This is a genomic window from Pseudomonas gorinensis (assembly GCF_042015035.1).
Lineage (GTDB): Bacteria > Pseudomonadota > Gammaproteobacteria > Pseudomonadales > Pseudomonadaceae > Aquipseudomonas > Aquipseudomonas gorinensis.
On record NZ_CP167125.1, the window covers coordinates 1,035,559 to 1,052,531 of the forward strand.

Annotated in this window: 13 protein-coding genes; 1 reads left to right on the top strand and 12 read right to left on the bottom strand. The window is 61.8% G+C overall.

From position 1 onward, the window contains the following. Nucleotides 1–6: 6 nt before the first annotated feature. From urtE to urtA, 5 genes are all read right to left on the bottom strand, one after another. Nucleotides 7–705, bottom strand: a complete 699-nt coding sequence (urtE, locus tag AB7933_RS04590) for an urea ABC transporter ATP-binding subunit UrtE (RefSeq protein WP_024073139.1) — start codon at nucleotides 703–705, stop codon at nucleotides 7–9. A 132-nt stretch (nucleotides 706–837) separates the two neighbouring features. After that, complete coding sequence (gene urtD, locus AB7933_RS04595; RefSeq protein WP_024073140.1) at nucleotides 838–1,686, bottom strand: urea ABC transporter ATP-binding protein UrtD; 849 nt, start codon at nucleotides 1,684–1,686, stop codon at nucleotides 838–840. Continuing rightward, nucleotides 1,683–2,762 (bottom strand): urea ABC transporter permease subunit UrtC, encoded by a 1,080-nt coding sequence (urtC, locus tag AB7933_RS04600; RefSeq protein ID WP_024073141.1) that lies wholly within the window; start codon nucleotides 2,760–2,762, stop codon nucleotides 1,683–1,685. Before urtC ends, urtD begins: the two co-directional genes overlap by 4 nt. After that, complete coding sequence (gene urtB, locus AB7933_RS04605) at nucleotides 2,762–4,264, bottom strand: urea ABC transporter permease subunit UrtB (RefSeq protein WP_041160828.1); 1,503 nt, start codon at nucleotides 4,262–4,264, stop codon at nucleotides 2,762–2,764. Before urtB ends, urtC begins: the two co-directional genes overlap by 1 nt. 136 nt (nucleotides 4,265–4,400) lie before the next feature. Continuing rightward, nucleotides 4,401–5,666 (bottom strand): urea ABC transporter substrate-binding protein, encoded by a 1,266-nt coding sequence (urtA, locus tag AB7933_RS04610; RefSeq protein ID WP_024073143.1) that lies wholly within the window; start codon nucleotides 5,664–5,666, stop codon nucleotides 4,401–4,403. A 373-nt stretch (nucleotides 5,667–6,039) separates the two neighbouring features. On the opposite strand from urtA, the gene AB7933_RS04615 reads away from it, so the two are divergent. Then, nucleotides 6,040–10,632, top strand: a complete 4,593-nt coding sequence (locus tag AB7933_RS04615) for a DUF4329 domain-containing protein (protein WP_041160829.1) — start codon at nucleotides 6,040–6,042, stop codon at nucleotides 10,630–10,632. A gap of 156 nt (nucleotides 10,633–10,788) precedes the next feature. Here the strand turns inward: AB7933_RS04615 and AB7933_RS04620 are convergent, their stop codons facing one another. The 7 genes from AB7933_RS04620 to AB7933_RS04650 form a co-directional block, all read right to left on the bottom strand. Beyond that, nucleotides 10,789–12,171, bottom strand: a complete 1,383-nt coding sequence (locus AB7933_RS04620) for a PepSY-associated TM helix domain-containing protein (RefSeq protein WP_024073145.1) — start codon at nucleotides 12,169–12,171, stop codon at nucleotides 10,789–10,791. 116 nt (nucleotides 12,172–12,287) lie between these two features. Further along, nucleotides 12,288–14,357: a TonB-dependent copper receptor gene (locus AB7933_RS04625; protein ID WP_024073146.1), complete on the bottom strand. Its 2,070-nt coding sequence runs from the start codon at nucleotides 14,355–14,357 to the stop codon at nucleotides 12,288–12,290. A 92-nt stretch (nucleotides 14,358–14,449) separates the two neighbouring features. Then, a complete protein-coding gene (locus tag AB7933_RS04630; RefSeq protein WP_024073147.1) occupies nucleotides 14,450–14,851 on the bottom strand; it encodes a DUF2946 domain-containing protein in 402 nt (133 codons plus the stop codon). Nucleotides 14,852–14,862: 11 nt separating this feature from the next. Then, complete coding sequence (locus AB7933_RS04635) at nucleotides 14,863–15,345, bottom strand: copper chaperone PCu(A)C (RefSeq protein ID WP_024073148.1); 483 nt, start codon at nucleotides 15,343–15,345, stop codon at nucleotides 14,863–14,865. Between the two features lie 47 nt (nucleotides 15,346–15,392). Beyond that, complete coding sequence (locus tag AB7933_RS04640) at nucleotides 15,393–15,788, bottom strand: DUF2946 domain-containing protein (protein WP_024073149.1); 396 nt, start codon at nucleotides 15,786–15,788, stop codon at nucleotides 15,393–15,395. Nucleotides 15,789–15,885: 97 nt separating this feature from the next. Beyond that, nucleotides 15,886–16,173: an addiction module antidote protein gene (locus AB7933_RS04645; RefSeq protein ID WP_024073150.1), complete on the bottom strand. Its 288-nt coding sequence runs from the start codon at nucleotides 16,171–16,173 to the stop codon at nucleotides 15,886–15,888. Between the two features lie 3 nt (nucleotides 16,174–16,176). Next, nucleotides 16,177–16,479 carry a type II toxin-antitoxin system RelE/ParE family toxin gene (locus AB7933_RS04650; RefSeq protein ID WP_024073151.1) on the bottom strand — a complete coding sequence of 101 codons (303 nt, stop codon included), beginning with the start codon at nucleotides 16,477–16,479 and terminating at the stop codon, nucleotides 16,177–16,179. Between the last annotated feature and the right edge of the window lie 494 nt (nucleotides 16,480–16,973).

The following is a 16,973-nucleotide window of genomic DNA, read 5'->3' on the forward strand; positions in this document are numbered from 1 at the left end:
TACAGATTAGATGGTTACGAGACCGCGTACACCGTCACTTTCCATATTTTCACCGCGGCCTTGCTGCACGATTTCGCCACGGGACATCACCAGGTACTGGTCGGCCAACTCGGCGGCGAAGTCGTAGAACTGCTCCACCAGCAGGATCGCCATATCGCCCCGCGCGGCAAGCTTCTTGATCACCGCGCCGATTTCCTTGATCACTGACGGCTGTATGCCTTCGGTGGGCTCATCGAGGATCAACAGGCGCGGGCGACTGGCCAGGGCGCGGCCAATGGCCAACTGTTGCTGCTGGCCGCCGGACAAGTCACCGCCACGCCGATGCTTCATTTGCAGCAACACCGGGAACAGTTCGTAGATAAACGCCGGCACTTCCTTGGCCTCGGAGCCAGGAAAACGCGACAGCCCCATCAACAGGTTTTCTTCCACGGTCAGCCGCCCGAAAATCTCCCGGCCCTGGGGCACATAGGCGATCCCGGCGTGTACACGCTGGTGCGGCTTGAAGCCGGTGATGGCCTGGCCTTCCCAATTCACCGCGCCCTCTTTGGCCGGCAGCAAACCCATCAGGCACTTGAGCAGGGTGGTCTTGCCCACGCCGTTACGCCCGAGCAGGCAGGTGACTTCGCCGACCTTCACGTCGAAAGACAGCCCTCGCAGGATGTGGCTACCGCCGTAGTACTGGTGCAGCTTGTCGACTTGCAACATTCTCAAAACCTCCTCAATTCCCTGTAGGAGCGAGCTTGCTCGCGAAAACCTGAGGGCGCCGCGTGCATTCAGGCTGCCCGCGTTATCGTTAACGATTTTCGCGAGCAAGCTCGCTCCTACAGAAAAGCGAACTCAGCGCCCGAGGTACACCTCGATCACGCGCTCGTTTTCCTGCACCTGCTCCAACGAGCCTTCGGCCAGTACGCTGCCCTGGTGCAGCACCGTCACATGGTCGGCGATCGAACCGACAAAGCCCATGTCGTGCTCCACCACCATCAGCGAGTGCTTGCCCGCCAGGCGCTTGAACAGTTCGGCGGTGAATTCGGTTTCCGCGTCGGTCATGCCGGCCACCGGTTCATCCAGCAGTAGCAGTTGCGGGTCTTGCATCAGCAGCATGCCGATTTCCAGGAACTGCTTCTGGCCGTGGGACAGCAACCCCGCCGGGCGCTGCACCGAGGCGGTGAGGCGGATGGTGTCGAGCACTTCATCGATGCGGTCTTTCTGCTCACCACTCAGGCGCGCACGGAGGCTGGCCCATACGGATTTATCGGTCTTCTGTGCCAGTTCCAGGTTCTCGAACACGCTCAAGGCTTCGAACACCGTGGGCTTCTGGAACTTGCGGCCGATACCGGCCTGGGCGATCTGCACTTCGCTCATGCTGGTCAGGTCGAGGGTTTCGCCAAACCAGGCCTTGCCGTGGCTGGGCCGGGTCTTGCCGGTGATCACGTCCATCAGCGTGGTCTTGCCTGCGCCGTTGGGGCCGATGATGCAGCGCAATTCACCGACACCGATGTACAGGTTGAGGTCGTTGAGCGCCTTGAAACCGTCGAAGCTGACGCTGATATCTTCCAGGGTCAGGATCGTGCCGTGGCGCGTGTCGAGGCCCGTCCCGGCCGCCTGGCCGATACCGATCGCATCGCGACCGCTGCCGGCATCAAGGATAGGTTCGAGCATAAATTCCGCCGTCGCAGTGATTCTCATGGTTCACCCCGTTTCTTCAGCAGGCCGATCACGCCCTTGGGCAAATACAAGGTGACGATGATGAACAGCGCCCCGAGGAAGAACAGCCAGTATTCCGGGAACGCCACGGTGAACCAGCTCTTCATGCCGTTGACCACGCCAGCGCCGAGCAGCGGCCCGATCAAGGTGCCGCGTCCGCCCAGGGCCACCCATACCGCAGCTTCGATGGAGTTGGTCGGCGACATTTCGCTGGGGTTGATAATGCCCACCTGCGGCACATACAACGCGCCCGCCAGGCCGCACAGCACCGCGCTCAGCACCCACACGAACAGCTTGAAGCCGCGTGGGTCGTAGCCGCAGAACATCAGGCGGTTTTCCGCATCGCGCAATGCCGTCAGCACCCGGCCGAACTTGCTTTGCGCCAGGCGCCAGCCGATGTACAGGCTGGCCACCAGCAACAGCACCGTGGCCACGAACAACACCGCGCGCGTGCCCGGCTCGGTAATGCCAAAGCCGAGGATGCTGCGAAAGTTGGTGAAGCCGTTATTGCCGCCGAACCCGGTCTCGTTGCGAAAGAACAACAGCATCCCGGCGAAGGTCAGGGCCTGGGTCATGATCGAGAAGTACACGCCCTTGATCCGCGAGCGGAAGGCGAAGAAGCCGAACACCAATGCCAGCAAGCCCGGTGCGAGCACCACCAGGCACAGCGCCCAGAGGAAGTGCTCGGTGCCGACCCAATACCAGGGCAATTCGGTCCAGGATAAAAACGTCATGAACGCCGGCAGCCCGTCACCGGAGGCCTGGCGCATCAAGTACATGCCCATGGCGTAGCCACCGAGGGCGAAGAACAACCCGTGGCCGAGGGACAGCATGCCGGCGTAGCCCCACACCAGGTCGAGCGCAAGGGCCACGATGGCGTAGCAGAGGATCTTCCCCACCAGCGTCAGCGTGTAGGCCGATACATGCAGCGGGTTTTCCGGCGCCAGCAGCGAACACAACGGCAGGGCCAGCAGCAGGGCCAGGATCACGGCGCCGACGGCAATCGTCACTTTGGGGCCGGCCTTTTGCGTGGCGGTGAGCATCAATGGCTGGTTCATCAGTCGATCACCCGTCCTTTCAGTGCGAAGAGTCCTTGCGGGCGTTTCTGGATAAACAGAATGATCAGCGCGAGGATCAGGATCTTGCCGAGTACGGCGCCGATCTGTGGCTCCAGGATCTTGTTGGCGATGCCCAGCCCGAACGCCGCCATGACGCTGCCGGCCAACTGGCCGACCCCGCCGAGCACCACCACCAGGAACGAGTCGATGATGTAGCTCTGGCCCAGGTCCGGGCCGACGTTGCCGATCTGGCTCAGCGCCACACCGCCCAACCCGGCGATGCCGGAGCCGAGGCCAAAGGCGAGCATGTCCACGCGCCCGGTGGGCACGCCGCAGCAGGCGGCCATGTTGCGGTTCTGGGTCACGGCACGCACATTCAGGCCCAGGCGCGTCTTGTTCAGCAGCAGCCAGGTGAGCACCACAACAAACAGTGCGAACGCGATGATCACGATGCGGTTGTACGGCAACACCAGGTTGGGCAGCACCTGGATGCCACCGGACAGCCAGGCGGGGTTGGCCACTTCAACGTTCTGCGCACCGAACACCAGGCGCACCAGCTGGATCAGCATCAGGCTGATGCCCCAGGTGGCGAGCAGGGTTTCCAGCGGGCGCCCATACAGGTGACGAATCACCGTGCGTTCCAGGGCCATGCCGATGGCGGCGGTGACGAAGAACGCCACCGGCAGCGCGATCAGCGGGTAGAACTCGATGGCCTGGGGCACATAGCGCTGCATCAGCAACTGCACCACGTAGGTGGAGTAGGCACCGAGCATCAGCATTTCGCCGTGGGCCATGTTGATCACGCCCAGCAGGCCGAAGGTGATCGCCAGGCCCAGGGCCGCCAGCAGCAGGATCGACCCCAGGGACATGCCGCTGAAGGCCTGGCCGAGGATTTCACCCAGCATCAGTTTGCGTTTGACCTGCGCCAGGCTGGTCTCGGCGGCGGTGTGCACGCTGGCGTCGGCTTCCACGCCGGGGGCGAGCAGGGCTTCGAGGCGGGTGCGGGCCAGCGGGTCGCCGGTGCTGCCGAGCAAGCGCACGGCGGCCAGGCGTACCACTGGGTCGGTGTCCACCAGTTGCAGGTTGGCCAGTGCCAGGCTGAGGGCGGTGTGCACGTCCTCATTGGTTTCGGCGGCGACCTGCTGGTCGAGGAATTTCAGTTGCGCCGGTTGCGCGGTTTTTTGCAGGGTTCGCGCAGCGGCCAGGCGTACCTTGGGGTCGGCGGCGAGCAGTTGCTGGCTGGCCTGTACGTTGTCGATCAGGCCGCGCAGGCGGTTGTTCAGGCGTACGGTCTTGGTTTCACCGTTGAGCGTGAGCTGGCCTTGTTGCAGCGCGTCCACCAACTCGATGCGCGCCGGGTCGGGTTGGGCGGCCCAGTCCTGGAGCAGCTTGGCTTGTTGCGCGGGGTTGGCGGCCAGGAAGTCTTCGGCGTCGCCTGCATGTGCCGCCAAAGGCAGCAACAGCAGCAATGCCAGGAAATAGCGATTGAGGGCAGCGGGCATAAACAAATGTCCTAGTCATGCGCGGACAGTGTGGGAGGGGGCTTGCCCCCGATAGCAGTGGGTCAGTGACAAGTGCATTGCCTGACACGCCGCTATCGGGGGCAAGCCCCCTCCCACAGTTGACCTGTGGTGGGGCTTAGTTGCTCTTCACCGCATAGTCCGGCTTCTTGTCATTGCCAGGGATGTACGGGCTCCACGGCTGCGCCCGGATCGGCTCCTGGGTCTGCCACACCACGGAGAACTGACCGTCGGCCTGGATCTCGCCGATCATCACCGGCTTGTGCAGGTGGTGGTTGGTCTTGTCCATGGTCAGGGTAAAGCCCGACGGTGCCGCGAAGGTCTGGCCGGCCAGGGCTTCACGCACTTTGTCGACGTCGGTGGACTTGGCTTTCTCGGCGGCCTGGGCCCACATATGGATGCCCACGTAGGTGGCTTCCATCGGGTCGTTGGTCACGGCTTTGTCCGCGCCCGGCAGGTTGTGTTTCTTGGCGTAGGCTTTCCAGTCGGCGACGAATTTCTGGTTGACCGGGTTCTCTACCGACTGGAAGTAGTTCCAGGCCGCGAGGTTGCCCACCAACGGTTTGGTATCGATGCCGCGCAGTTCCTCTTCACCTACCGAGAACGCCACCACCGGTACGTCGGTGGCCTTCAGGCCCTGGTTGGCCAGCTCTTTGTAGAACGGCACGTTGGAGTCGCCATTGACGGTGGAGATCACCGCCGTCTTGCCGCCAGCGGAGAACTTCTTGATGTTGGCGACAATGGTCTGGTAATCGGCGTGGCCGAACGGGGTGTAGACCTCTTCGATATCTTTATCCGCCACGCCCTTGGAATGCAGGAACGAACGCAGGATCTTGTTGGTGGTGCGTGGGTACACGTAGTCGGTGCCCAGCAGGAAGAAGCGCTTGGCGCCGCCGCCTTCTTCGCTCATCAGGTATTCCACCGCCGGGATCGCCTGCTGGTTCGGCGCCGCACCGGTATAGAACACGTTGGGCGACATCTCTTCACCTTCGTATTGCACCGGGTAGAACAGCAAGCCGTTGAGCTCTTCGAACACCGGCAGCACCGATTTGCGCGACACCGAGGTCCAGCAGCCGAACACCACGGCGACCTTGTCCTGGGTCAGCAACTGCCGACCCTTTTCAGCAAACAACGGCCAGTTGGACGCCGGGTCCACCACCACGGGTTCGAGCATTTTGCCGTTCACACCGCCTTTGGCGTTGATCTCGTCGATCGTCATCAAGGCCATGTCTTTCAGCGAGGTTTCGGAGATCGCCATGGTCCCTGACAGCGAGTGCAGGATGCCGACCTTGATGGTTTCTGCGGCCTGTACGGTCCAGGTCAGACCCATGGCGGCAATGGATGCCGACAACGTTAACGCCTTGATCAAGCTGCGACGCTGCATGGTGCGATCTCCGAGAGTGAGTGATTATTTTTCTGGGGCGCACGAACCGCCCGCCAACGTGGCTGTTTCGGTGATTGCAAAGGCTGTGCCCGGTCAGCGCCCGGTATGAAAGCGGCCTCTTTACGGGGCATTTGCAAAGGCGGTTGTTCCAATGTGGGGCTGAAATGTCAGCGTGGGGCCTGCATCGGCACCGTTCTGGTGCTTTGCGCTGCGTCGCGTGTGAGGAGGGGCTACGCCAGGTCTACACATGTAGTGCCTGGCGCCTGGCGGGGGTGTTCAAAATCGCTGGACGGGGTGCGACATCCGTCAAGCGCCCACATCCGTCTACCAACCGTCAGGAGTACAGGAGTTGGACAACCCATTATTCAGAGATGTGCGTTCAGCGCAGGGCACCCATGTTGCCGTATTACCGCCGCTTAGCCCTCCTTTCATCACGGCGGACGACGCCGCCCGCTGGGCTCAGCAACACGTGGGCAAGAGTGTCGGCGACAAAGAGTTCGGGGGTGCGATTTTCAAGAAGGACAATCACTTTTTCGCCACGCGTCCCGTGGAGGGTGGGGAGGTCACGTTTGACCATCGCGAGATAATGGCCGTGGATGAACGCGATCATTTCATCGCCCCGGCTGGCTACACCTGCGCGGCGTTGTACCACTCCCACCCTGCGCACGCCGACAAGATCAAACAGCATAACCCCACCTTTAACGACGATCAGGCCGCCGTCTTTACAAGCTTTTTTTCGCCGGCCGATATGGTGTTTATCATTGAGCATCGCCAGTCGGTACCGGCCCACTATTTGTGTGGGCCGACCGGCACGCTGTTGAAATACACCACCAGTGGCAGTGCCCTGGAAAAGACGCTGCTGCAAGGCTTGAAAGGTCAGGTGCCGCTGGCAGCCAGTGCGGATTTTGAGAGCTTTATCTGGCAGGTCGCCGAGGGCGGCGATCTTCGGGTGGTGGTGGCCGATGCCTTGTGGGGGCAAGTGCGTGGCCGGGTAAAGCGCGGTTGGAGAATCAAGTCGCCGGTCGGGCCGCTGGAGACGGTACAGGAACAACCGTTTTTTACCCGGGTATTCAAGCGCCCCGAGTTGGCCGTGCTCGCCGCGTTGGAGAGCACCCCGGCGACCGTCACGGGGCGCACAGTGGGGTTTGTGCTCAAGCATGTCCAGAAGGACACCTACGTCGCCACTCGGCCGCAGGCGCCGGGCCCGGTGCTGTTCTCGCCGGCGAGCCTGTTCCCCAAGCGTCCCGACGGTAAACCCCGGCTACCCTCGCAGTTCCGCCTGGAGGCCATCTACTACCGGTCCTGGCCGCAGCCAAGTGATTTTCCGTCGAAAGAACCCTGGATGTACTCGGCGTTCTTTACGCCGGCGCAACTTGTTGCGGGCATTACCCAGGCCCGCAACACCGCCGATATCCAGGCCGACACCCGTGGCCTGGCGCTTTACATGGAGGCCAGCGACGGGGCCGTGCTGAAACTCCAGTTGCCCGGTGCCGTAGAGGCTGAAGAATTGGTGGACGAGGGCCCCGGCGGGGTGTTCAACGACAAGGGCGCCCAGGCCGAGATGATCGCTGGCACGCTGACCCCGCGTGGTTTTGTCCGGCGGGTGATCAATACGTGCAGCCTGTCGGTGGTCCGGCCCGGTGAACTCTGGCGACGCGTAGGGGAGGTGGACAATCGCTCGTCGTTACTCACGCCGTTTTATCAAGCGGTACTCAGCCCGACGTTTCTCTCGGCCACGGACGCTGCGGTGTATGCCCACGAGAAAGTGGGTGGTCGGCGGGACCGATCCTATGGTGGCTACATTCTCAAGAGCGAAGATGGCCGCTTCATTATCACTGAGCCGATGGAAAGCCAGGTCAACCCTTTTGCCTCGGCGCTGTTTTTCCCCGCGGGCGACCAGGGCCCGCTGGTTCCTCCTGAACCCTATGTGATTCATGGGCGCTATGGTTCCCACGTGGCGTTGTCCATGGTGCATCCCGACTGGATCGAGCAGCGCCGTTGGACGCGGGAAGAGGCCGAGATCAACCTGCAGGTGTTTTCCGCCGAAGAGCTCCATGGGGTGATCCAACAAGGTCGTCCGGCGTATCTATCGGCAAGCGAGACATGTCTCTTGGCGTATACGCCAAGCGGTTCGGCAAATGAAACCGTGCTGTTGAACGGTGTCGTGCCGGAGCCTGGTGGCAGCAGGGCTCAACAGCGCCTGGACAAAGGGCTGATCAAACCTGCGCAATGGGTTGGCCGGGTGGCCGAGACCGGAGGTTTACAGGTTATCCAGGGGAATGCGCTGTGGGGGCCGCGTTCTCCCGTGTATTCAGACTGGACACCGAACTTCACCTACGCAGACCGGGCAGGTCCGCCCGACTTCATCACCTATGGCGCGATTTTCTCCACGGCAGAGGAGGCCGCCCGGGACCTGCATGCCCGGGTTCATGGGCACAACCGGGCCACTGAGTCCTGTTACGCGTTCATTCTCAAACACACGCAAAACGAGCAGTACATCGCGACTCAGGTGATGGATGTGACGACGTCTATCAAGCTGTTTTCGCGCAATGCGTTGTTTGCGAGGACGGATAAGGGCTATGTATTCCCGCCAGGGTTCATGCTCCGCGCGCTGTTTCGCTCCCAACAATGGCAACCCACCGGGCTGACCACTTCGAAGGCCTGGTTGACGCGTTTTTTCGTATTGCCAACGGTGCTGTATTCGAGCCTTTACGACGCGAAGCGTTTTGGCGAGCTGTACAACGCCGGGGACAACTTGCCTATCTATTTCTCCACCGAGGAGGGCGCGTTGCTGCGCTATCGCCTGCCGGGGCCGTTTGCGTTCGGCAGCGGCGGCGCGCTTGAAAAAGAACTGGAGGCCACTCAAACCGCGCTGGCCAGTGGTGCCAAGACACCGCTGGACTTTGTCCGGGAATGGGCCAAGCGCGGTCAGTTGCATGTGGTACGCACCAGCCAGTGTTGGGACGAACGGGGCGCGGTCAATGAGCATTGGCAAGGGTATGCAACGCTCATGCGACGACGCCTGAGCCCCGCATTTGCCGAACCGGACGATGCCGTGCGGCATGTGCGCACGTTGATTGGTGACAATCGTCAACGCGCCTATGGTGGTGTAGTGCTGCGCCTCGGCAATGGGCTGTTCGTCGCCACGGCGCCCTTGGCGATACCGCCTCAAGGTTTTGTGCTCAATTGGATCTTCCCTGACCAGGCGGTTTCGAAAGGCTTGTACCCAGAGGGGGCGACCGTTGTCGGGCGTTACCGCTCCACGCTTGCGCGTGAGGTGCCGATCCTATTGTCTGCGACCGAGAAGGCCATCTACACCAGCATGGTACCCACCAGCGTGCTGTCGAACCTGTTGCGGCGTGAAGTGCATGTCAAGCGTGAGTACCTGATCGGCTCCGATGGCGTCTTGTTGAGCTACAACCTGACGGACTCCCCCGAGGAACAGACGCTCAAAGCGGATCTGGCTGCGCTCGACCTGGTCAAGGGCGACGTTGGGGATAACCTCATCGAGCGGCGGATTCGCAGTGGCGAACTGCTGCCCACGCAGTTTGTGTCGCGGGTGGCGAAGGCGGGCGAGTTGAGGGTGGTTGAAGGGAGCCGGTACTGGGGACCGCCCAGGCGCTTGCTCGGCGAATTTTCCGCATTCGTTTATCAATGGCCAGGGCTCTTGATTCGGGGCTCCTTGGCTGACCCCGCGTTCAGCCCGGTGTTCACCCAGGCCGACGACGCCGTGAGTTCAGTGCTGCCACCGTCTGACGCGAGAGAATGGCTGACGTTTGGCTATCTGCTCAAGTCAACCCGGAAAGAGCACTACAGGGTCACGCTGCCGTTGCAACGGCAGGACTTCTCCCGGCTCGAGCAGGTGTTCCCCTACGCGCAGTTGCCTCAGGGCTATGCCATTGTGGGGTTGTATCTGTGTGCCTCCAGCGCAGCCATCGGCAAGGCTGGTGACCCCATGGGGCGCAGCTTTTTTTGGCCGCGCGACATTGCCGATGGGCTGAGTTTCGTCAAGAAAACCGCAGATGAAGGTTATTGGCCGTTGTATCTGCGCTGCGCTGACGATGCTTTGCTCAAGTTTCAATTTGATGGCCTCGACCGGTCGGTGATGTTTTCCAGTGAAACGACCAAGCTGCACAGTTACTTGCGGGGTGGGGCGCTGCAACTGGTCGACTATGTGCACAGCCTGGCGGTCAAGGGCACGCTGGATGTCGTGGAAACGAGCCCGGTCTGGAACGGTCGAGGTCGCATTGACACCTCCTGGCAACCGGGCGCCGCCGCTGTGTATGTCTATGGCTTTCCGGCGCCTCTACTGGTGTGCGGACCGGTGTGTGCCCATCCTGATGACGCCGCACGGCACGCTCAGGGGTTGTCTGCCGGGTTTGCCGGCAAGACGCTCCTGGGCGGCGTACTCAAGGTCGCCGGCACCAACGATGTGTGCGCGGTGACGCCGATAGAGGAAGACCAAAGCACGGCATTGACGGTGCCGGCGCTGTTTGCAAGTGGCGGCGGCCTGGCGCTGGCGTCGGCCCATCCAGCCGGTTACTACCAGGTCGTGGCCGTGCAGTCGTTCTATAAGGCAATGGCGGTTTCAGCGGGTGCCGAGGTTTTCGAAAGCACTCTCAGGGCCAACTTCATCGCCGAGGCGGATTTGAAGGCGATGCTGGACGCTCTGCGAATGAACGAGCCGTCAGCCGAGGGATGCTATTTCATCAGCCGAGGCGGCGCATTGCTCAAGTACTTGCCGACCAACCCGGTGACAGAACACACACTGGCCGCCACGGGGCCCCAACGTTCTGCGACTCAATTGATCGGAACGCTGAGGGCAAACGGAAAGCTGTCGGTGCTGGAGACCGATGCTTTCTGGACGCGTCTGGGGGAGTTGGGGGATGAATGGCAAATCAAGGATGTAGGCGCCCAACCTGAGCCTGAAGACGTCCAGTACGGTCGAGACAGAGATGAACTTTGACCCCCGGTGACAAAGAGCCTGAAGGATGAAAAGAAATCCTTTGGCAACGCTGGAACAGGGCCATGACGGCGCCCCCGAGGGGCGGTGAAAGGGCCCGGATCAACGAACCGCCGCTGCCCAGGCCGTGTTGCCGGTGGCCTGGGCGCGGCGCCTGTTTCATGCGGAGCGGGAAGCAGATTTGTCGGGGTTGAAAAAACGCGTCAACACCAGGCGATCCAAGGCCCATACGGTTATCAACGACGCGCCCACCAAGGGAAAAATGATCGCCAACCCGAGCATGATCACCAGGGCGGTTTTCCACTTCGGCAGGTCATGGCGCAGCGGCGGAACCCCCAGGCCACCCTGTGGCCGGCGTTTCCACCAGATCACCACGCCACTGACCGCACTGAGCAGGATCATCAGGCAGATCAGCAGCACGATCAGTTGGTTGACCCAGCCGAACATCTTGCCCTCATGCAGCATCACACCGGTCTCGGTCGCGCGTGCGACGATGCCGTAGTGTTCCCAGCGCACGTCGGCCAGCACCTTGCCGGTGTATTGATCCACATGCAGGGTGGCGTCGTTGCGCGGGTCGTCGGCGAATACCGCGATGGTGAACACACCGTCGGCCGTGGTGGGGAACGTGATGCTGTAGCCGGGTTCGACCTTGCGTGCGTTGGCCAGCTCGACCACCTGTTGCAGGCTGACCGTGGGCGCGGCGGGAGCGGCGTGCATGGCACCGTGCTGCATGTGCTCGGCATGGTCGCCGGACATCGGCATCGGCGTGTTTTCCATGGCCCAGGGCACGGTCTGCTGAGTCGCCGTGTTGAGCACCCGCGCCTGCTGGTCTGACTGCGGCACGTTGTTCCACATCGCCGCCGGGAAGGTGTTCCACAGGTCAGCGTATTGCTTGCCCCAGAAGCCCGTCCAGGTCATGCCGCTGAGCAGCATCACCAGCAAGAAGGCCGCGCCCCAGAAACCGGCGACCGCGTGCAGATCGCGCCAGAACACACGGCCACGACTGCTGAACCGTGGCCACAGCACCCCGGCCGAGGCCTTGCCGCGCGGCCACCACAGGTACAGGCCGGACACCACCAGCATCACGCCCCAACCGGCGGCAAGCTCCACCAGGCGATCGCCGACGGTGCCGATCATCAGCTCGCCATGCAGGGCGCGGGCGATGGCCTGCAGGTTGTACTTGGCATCTTGTTCACCCAGTACCGTACCGCGATAGGGGTCGACAAAGACCGTCACTTCGCGGCCGCCAGCGTGCATGACGAACTGTGCGCTGCTGGTGGCGTCGGCCGGTGGCAAGTACTTGCTGAGCTTGCCGTGGGGAAAGGCCGCCTGGGCCCGTTGCAGTTGCTCATCGGCACTCAACGCGTGCTCGGCGGTTTGCACCTTGAGCAGGTCGCCATACATCAGCGGGTCGAGCTGGGGCTTGAACAGGTAGATGATGCCGGTCAGGGCCAGCAGCACCATGAAAGGGGCGACGAAGAGCCCGGCGTAGAAGTGCCAGCGCCAGGCCAGGTTGTAGAAGGAGACTTTTTGAGTGGTCATCAGGGGCTCCGCAAGGCTTTAGTTTTTTGGGTTCAGTTACACCGCCATCGCGGGCAAGCCCCCTCCCACATGTGGAATGCATTCCAATTGTGGGAGGGGGCTTGCCCGCGATGCTTTTAGAAGCTCATGTCCACCTTGGTCCAGAGCGTGCGCCCCGGTTCCTTGATGGCTTGCGGGTCGCTGGCCGGGTAGCCGAACCCCGCGTTGCCGGCCAGGTTCAAGTGCTCGGCGTAGGCCTTGCCGAACAGGTTGTCGACGCCGGTGCTGACCTTGAAGTTTTTATTGATGCGGTACGCGCCGTTCAGCGAGAACACGCCAAAGCCACCGCTCTTGTCGTAGTCCTTGCCGACCACGTTGCCCGCGTTCTGGTCGATGCGGTTTTGTGCGGCGACCACGCGCCACAGGGCGCCGGCACTCCAGTCGTCCTCGCTGTAGGTCAGGCCCAGGCGTGCGTCCAGGGGCGGCATTTGCGGCAGGGCCTTGCCGTCGCTGCTGTTCTTGCCCCAGGCGTAGGCGAGGGTGGCGTCGGCCTTCCAGTTTGGGGTCAGCTTGTAGGCCGCGCCCAGTTCGCCGCCCATGATGCGCGCATCGACATTACGTGCCTGGGACGTGGTACCCATCATCCCCGGCTGGTAGTCGAACAGGATGAAATCGCGCACCTGGCCGATGTAGCCCGAGGCCCAGGCTTCAAGGTCGGCAGTCTTGTATTGCGCGCCGAAGTCGAGCTGGGTGGTTTTCTCCGGCTTCACGCCATCGAACGCGTTGACTGATCCGACCGCCCCGGTGTTGGGGGAAAACAGCTCCCAGTAATCCGGGAAGCGCTCCGAGTGGCCCAGGCCCGCATAGAGGGTCGTGGGGGTGTCGGCCAGGTCATGCTCATACCGCACAAAGCCCGAAGGCAGAGTGTCGGCGCGGGTGTCGTTGGCGGTCGGGTTGGGGCGGGCCATCATTCCCGAGCCGGTAGTCTGGCGAAAGTCCTTGGCCGAGGCGCGGTCCAGGCGTGCGCCGGTGACCAGGCGATCGCGGTCGGCGGCGTACCAGGTCAGTTCGCCGAACACGCCGTAGTTGTGGAAGTTGGCGTCCTTGTTGCGTGGCAGGTCCTTGTAGGTATCGATGCCCATGCTGCTGCGCTGGCGGTGTTCGTTGGTCTGCGCGTCCAGGCCACTGATGAGCTGTACATCGGCCCAGCGCCAGGTGGCCTTGATGCGCGCGCCGAGGGTGCGACGGTCAACGTTGGAGGCCATGGGCCCGGCCATCATCCCGGTGCCCGACGGGACGCGCAGGCTGTAGTTGTCCATCACGTGGTCGGCGTAGTTGTAGTAGACCTGGGCTTCGACCTTATCCAGCACCTCGCCGAGATTGGATTTCTCGAAACGCAGGCCCAGGCTTTCGCGCAGGAACTGCGAGCCATCCATGCCGCGCCCGGCGTAGCGCGCCTCGCCATCGCCACGGCCGGCGGTGAGTTCGAGCAGGGTATCGGCGTCGGGGGTGAAGCCGACCGCGACGTCGCCGTTCCACTTGTCATAGCGCGAGGCGACGGTGTCGTTGTTGCCGTCCTTGTAGTCGTCGGCATGCGCCTGGTTGCCGATCACCCGCACATAGCCCAATGGCCCCCCAGCGGCGGCATCGATGACTTTGTCGAAGCGGCCGTTGGAGCCGGCCAGCACACTGGCATTGATCCGTGTGCCGAGTTCGCCGAACTGCTCCGGCTCGCGCTCGAAGAGAATCGTGCCCGCCGAGGCGCCGGGTCCCCAGAGCACGGTCTGCGGGCCTTTGATCACGGTGAGCTTGTCGTAGGTTTCCGGGGAAATATACGAGGTGGGCGCATCCATCCGCCCTGGGCAGGCGCCGAGCATCATGCTGCCATTGGTGAGGATGTTCAGGCGCGAACCGAACATGCCGCGCAGCACCGGGTCGCCATTGGTGCCGCCGTTGCGCACCAGGGCAAAGCCGGGGATGGTCTTGAGGTAGTCGCCGCCGTCGCTGGCGGGCACCGGTTGGCGCGGGTCCTTGGGGTTGGTGACCACGGTCAGTGGCGAACTGGGAGCGATCGCGGTGATCACGGTGGGCGTCAGCTCATGCTCGGCGTGCTCGTCGGCATGGGCCTGTGGCGCCAAGAGTGCGCCGCACAGAACGGCGAACACGGGGGCGTTTCCCAAACGGGAGTCAGCAGTAAACCTGGACATACACATTCCATCTATCAATCGTAAACAACACGGCCAGCAGCCTGCGGCTGTCTGTCTAAAGTCGGCCGGGGTGAAGTAACGGTGTTAAGGGTTTACGAGGCGATGGGGGGCGCGCGGCTGCGTGCGCCGGGGAAAATGCTCTGCCGGGCATGGCCCAGGCGCGGGGAGGGGGTGAGGGCATTGGCCGGCGGTGGGGGGCCGAGGGCCATGAATGACACGCTGCCAGGCAGGGCCGGGCAACTGAAGAGCAGGCTGCAATAGCCGCACTTTTCCCAGAGGACGTGATGCTCGTCGGGCGTCTTGGTTGGCTTGGACTCGCCATGGCAGTTGGGCATGTCCATCGACATGGCCATGGACATACCGGCGTGCTGATCCGTCGGCATCGCTTGGGAAATCAGCGGACCGATAAAGATCATCAGCATGGCGAACAGGCTGATCCAACTGCCGCGCATCACGCGGCGATGTGGAGATAACCTGGCGCGAGGGGCGCCCATCGAGTGACGGCCTACTGGGCGTGCATATGCTCGTGGCCCGTCATCGGCGGCGCTTTCTGAACCGAGACTTCCACTTCAACCTTGCCGGCTTTTTCGAAGGTCAGGGTCAGCGGGAACTGTTTGCCGTCGGCCAACAGGCTGCGGTCCTTGAGGCCCAGCAACATCACATGATAGGCCATGGGCGCGAAGGTCAAGTCACCCTTGGCCGGCACGGCAACGCTGGGCACTTGTTGCATCTTCATCAAATCGCCCTGCATCACATGCTCATGCAGCTCAGCCTTGTCCGCCACCGGCGTCTCGACGCTGAGCAGGCGGTCTGGCTTCTCGCCGGTGTTATGAATCACGAAATACGCGGCGACGGTCGGCGCATTGGGCGGCAACGCCTGGGACCAGGGATCGCTGACCGACAGGTCTCCAGCCTTGTAGTCGGCGGCATTGGCAGCACTGAACACTGGCAGCAGCAACGCAGCCAGAAGCAGGGAAGATTTAAGCATGGCAGTTCTCCAGAACGGTTCTAAACGCAGTTCATTTGCGAAGGCAATCAGACCGTTGGAGAGGCGCGGGGGTTAAGGCTCGGCCATTGCTGGCGCGGTGTGGGATTTTGCGACGAGGGCGGCGGCAGGCTCTGCACCGCCTCGAACCGCGTGACGTACAACTGCGGCACATGCCCCGGCAACGCCACCAGCGACGGTGAGCCCGAGCAACACCAGCAATGCTGCATGGCGGAATGCTCGTCCTGCTGCGGCGCCGGAATTTCCAGCTTGCCCAAGGCAATCGTCTTCAGGCTGGCGCCATTGGACGAACAGAAACTGCCCCACATCAATTGCCGTACGGGGTCCTTGGACTGCTGCATTGCACTGGCCATCGGCATGGCAAACGCATTGAACAGCACTGCAAGGCAGGCGATCCAGGCAATTGCAAAGCGTTGACGGGCCATGGCGGACAATCCGTAGGGTTAAACGATCAGGTGGGTATTTAGCCTGATCGAGGGGGATAAGTAAAAAGGGGCGGTGTGGTTTGGTGTCGCAGTACTATCAGATCGCTGTAGCGTGAAGCTTGAGGCCCAAAGCCTTCATGACTTTCATGATAGTCGCGAACTCGGGATTGCCATTGCTGGAGAGGGCTTTGTATAGACTTTCTCTTCCGAGGCCGGCATCGCGGGCTACTTGGGTCATGCCTTGGGCGCGGGCGATGTTGTTTAGCGCTGAACGGATCAGCAGACCGTCACCCGTATCTTCTTCGAAGCACGCTTCAAGATATTCGGCCATATCCTCGGGGTTTTTTAGGTGCTCCGCCACGTCGAAGTCAGTGAATTCATTCATGAGTTACTCCTTTTTTTCAAAGTCTTCTGCAATTTGTTTAGCGCGCTGAATGTCACGTTTCTGCGTTGATTTGTCGCCTCCGATCAACAGCAGGTAAACCACCTCGCCTCTGCGAGTGAAATAAACCCTGTAGCCAGGGCCATAGTGGATGCGCATTTCAAAAACGCCATTTCCGAGTGCTTCGCAGTCTCCAAAGTTGCCCCATTGCGCGTGATCCAACCTTGCCAGTACGCGTGCTCGCGCGGGTTTACTGCGTAACGAATCAAGCCATTCTAGAAAGTGTTTTGACTTCTTAAACTGAATCATCTTGGATCGTATTCCTTGGGATACAAAGTGGCAAGATGCGACGCGCTGCAAAAGCAGTGCATCCCCCTCGCGGGCGCTGACGTAAAACCGCGAGGGAGGAGGTTAGGGCGGGGGCTTTTGGCTGAGTCAGCCAGCTGGTTCGGAAGTGTTTGTAGGGAGAATCGACTTTTTGGAGGGAGGCCAAATAGCTGGTCGTTTGGCTGGTTATTCGTACAAGCAGAAATTTCCGACAGGGATTTGAGGTTGTCCCTAGGACACTCGGTCTCTAGTCTCCGTACACCGCTGTAAACGCAGCGGACGGGCGTCGCGGCCCGGGTTTTCTAAGAGCAAAAGCGCTATCGCCTGCTTTCAGTTGATGCTTTTTTATCGTCTACTGTGCGGCTAAATGGTGGCTGTGCGCGGGATACCTTCGGGTATGCCGGGATGCCTTAGACCGGTCCGCGAACCTGCGTACAGCTGCCACCCTATCGCGTCGCGGCGAATCAGTGGCAGCT

Coding starts and splice junctions, on each gene's coding strand:
- urtA (WP_024073143.1), bottom strand. CDS start 5,666: ATGCAGCGTCGCAGCTTGATCAAGGCGTTAACGTTGTCGGCATCCATT.
- AB7933_RS04645 (WP_024073150.1), bottom strand. CDS start 16,173: ATGAATGAATTCACTGACTTCGACGTGGCGGAGCACCTAAAAAACCCC.
- AB7933_RS04630 (WP_024073147.1), bottom strand. CDS start 14,851: ATGGGCGCCCCTCGCGCCAGGTTATCTCCACATCGCCGCGTGATGCGC.
- AB7933_RS04635 (WP_024073148.1), bottom strand. CDS start 15,345: ATGCTTAAATCTTCCCTGCTTCTGGCTGCGTTGCTGCTGCCAGTGTTC.
- AB7933_RS04620 (WP_024073145.1), bottom strand. CDS start 12,171: ATGACCACTCAAAAAGTCTCCTTCTACAACCTGGCCTGGCGCTGGCAC.
- urtE (WP_024073139.1), bottom strand. CDS start 705: ATGTTGCAAGTCGACAAGCTGCACCAGTACTACGGCGGTAGCCACATC.
- urtC (WP_024073141.1), bottom strand. CDS start 2,762: ATGAACCAGCCATTGATGCTCACCGCCACGCAAAAGGCCGGCCCCAAA.
- urtD (WP_024073140.1), bottom strand. CDS start 1,686: ATGAGAATCACTGCGACGGCGGAATTTATGCTCGAACCTATCCTTGAT.
- AB7933_RS04650 (WP_024073151.1), bottom strand. CDS start 16,479: ATGATTCAGTTTAAGAAGTCAAAACACTTTCTAGAATGGCTTGATTCG.
- AB7933_RS04640 (WP_024073149.1), bottom strand. CDS start 15,788: ATGGCCCGTCAACGCTTTGCAATTGCCTGGATCGCCTGCCTTGCAGTG.
- AB7933_RS04625 (WP_024073146.1), bottom strand. CDS start 14,357: ATGTCCAGGTTTACTGCTGACTCCCGTTTGGGAAACGCCCCCGTGTTC.
- urtB (WP_041160828.1), bottom strand. CDS start 4,264: ATGCCCGCTGCCCTCAATCGCTATTTCCTGGCATTGCTGCTGTTGCTG.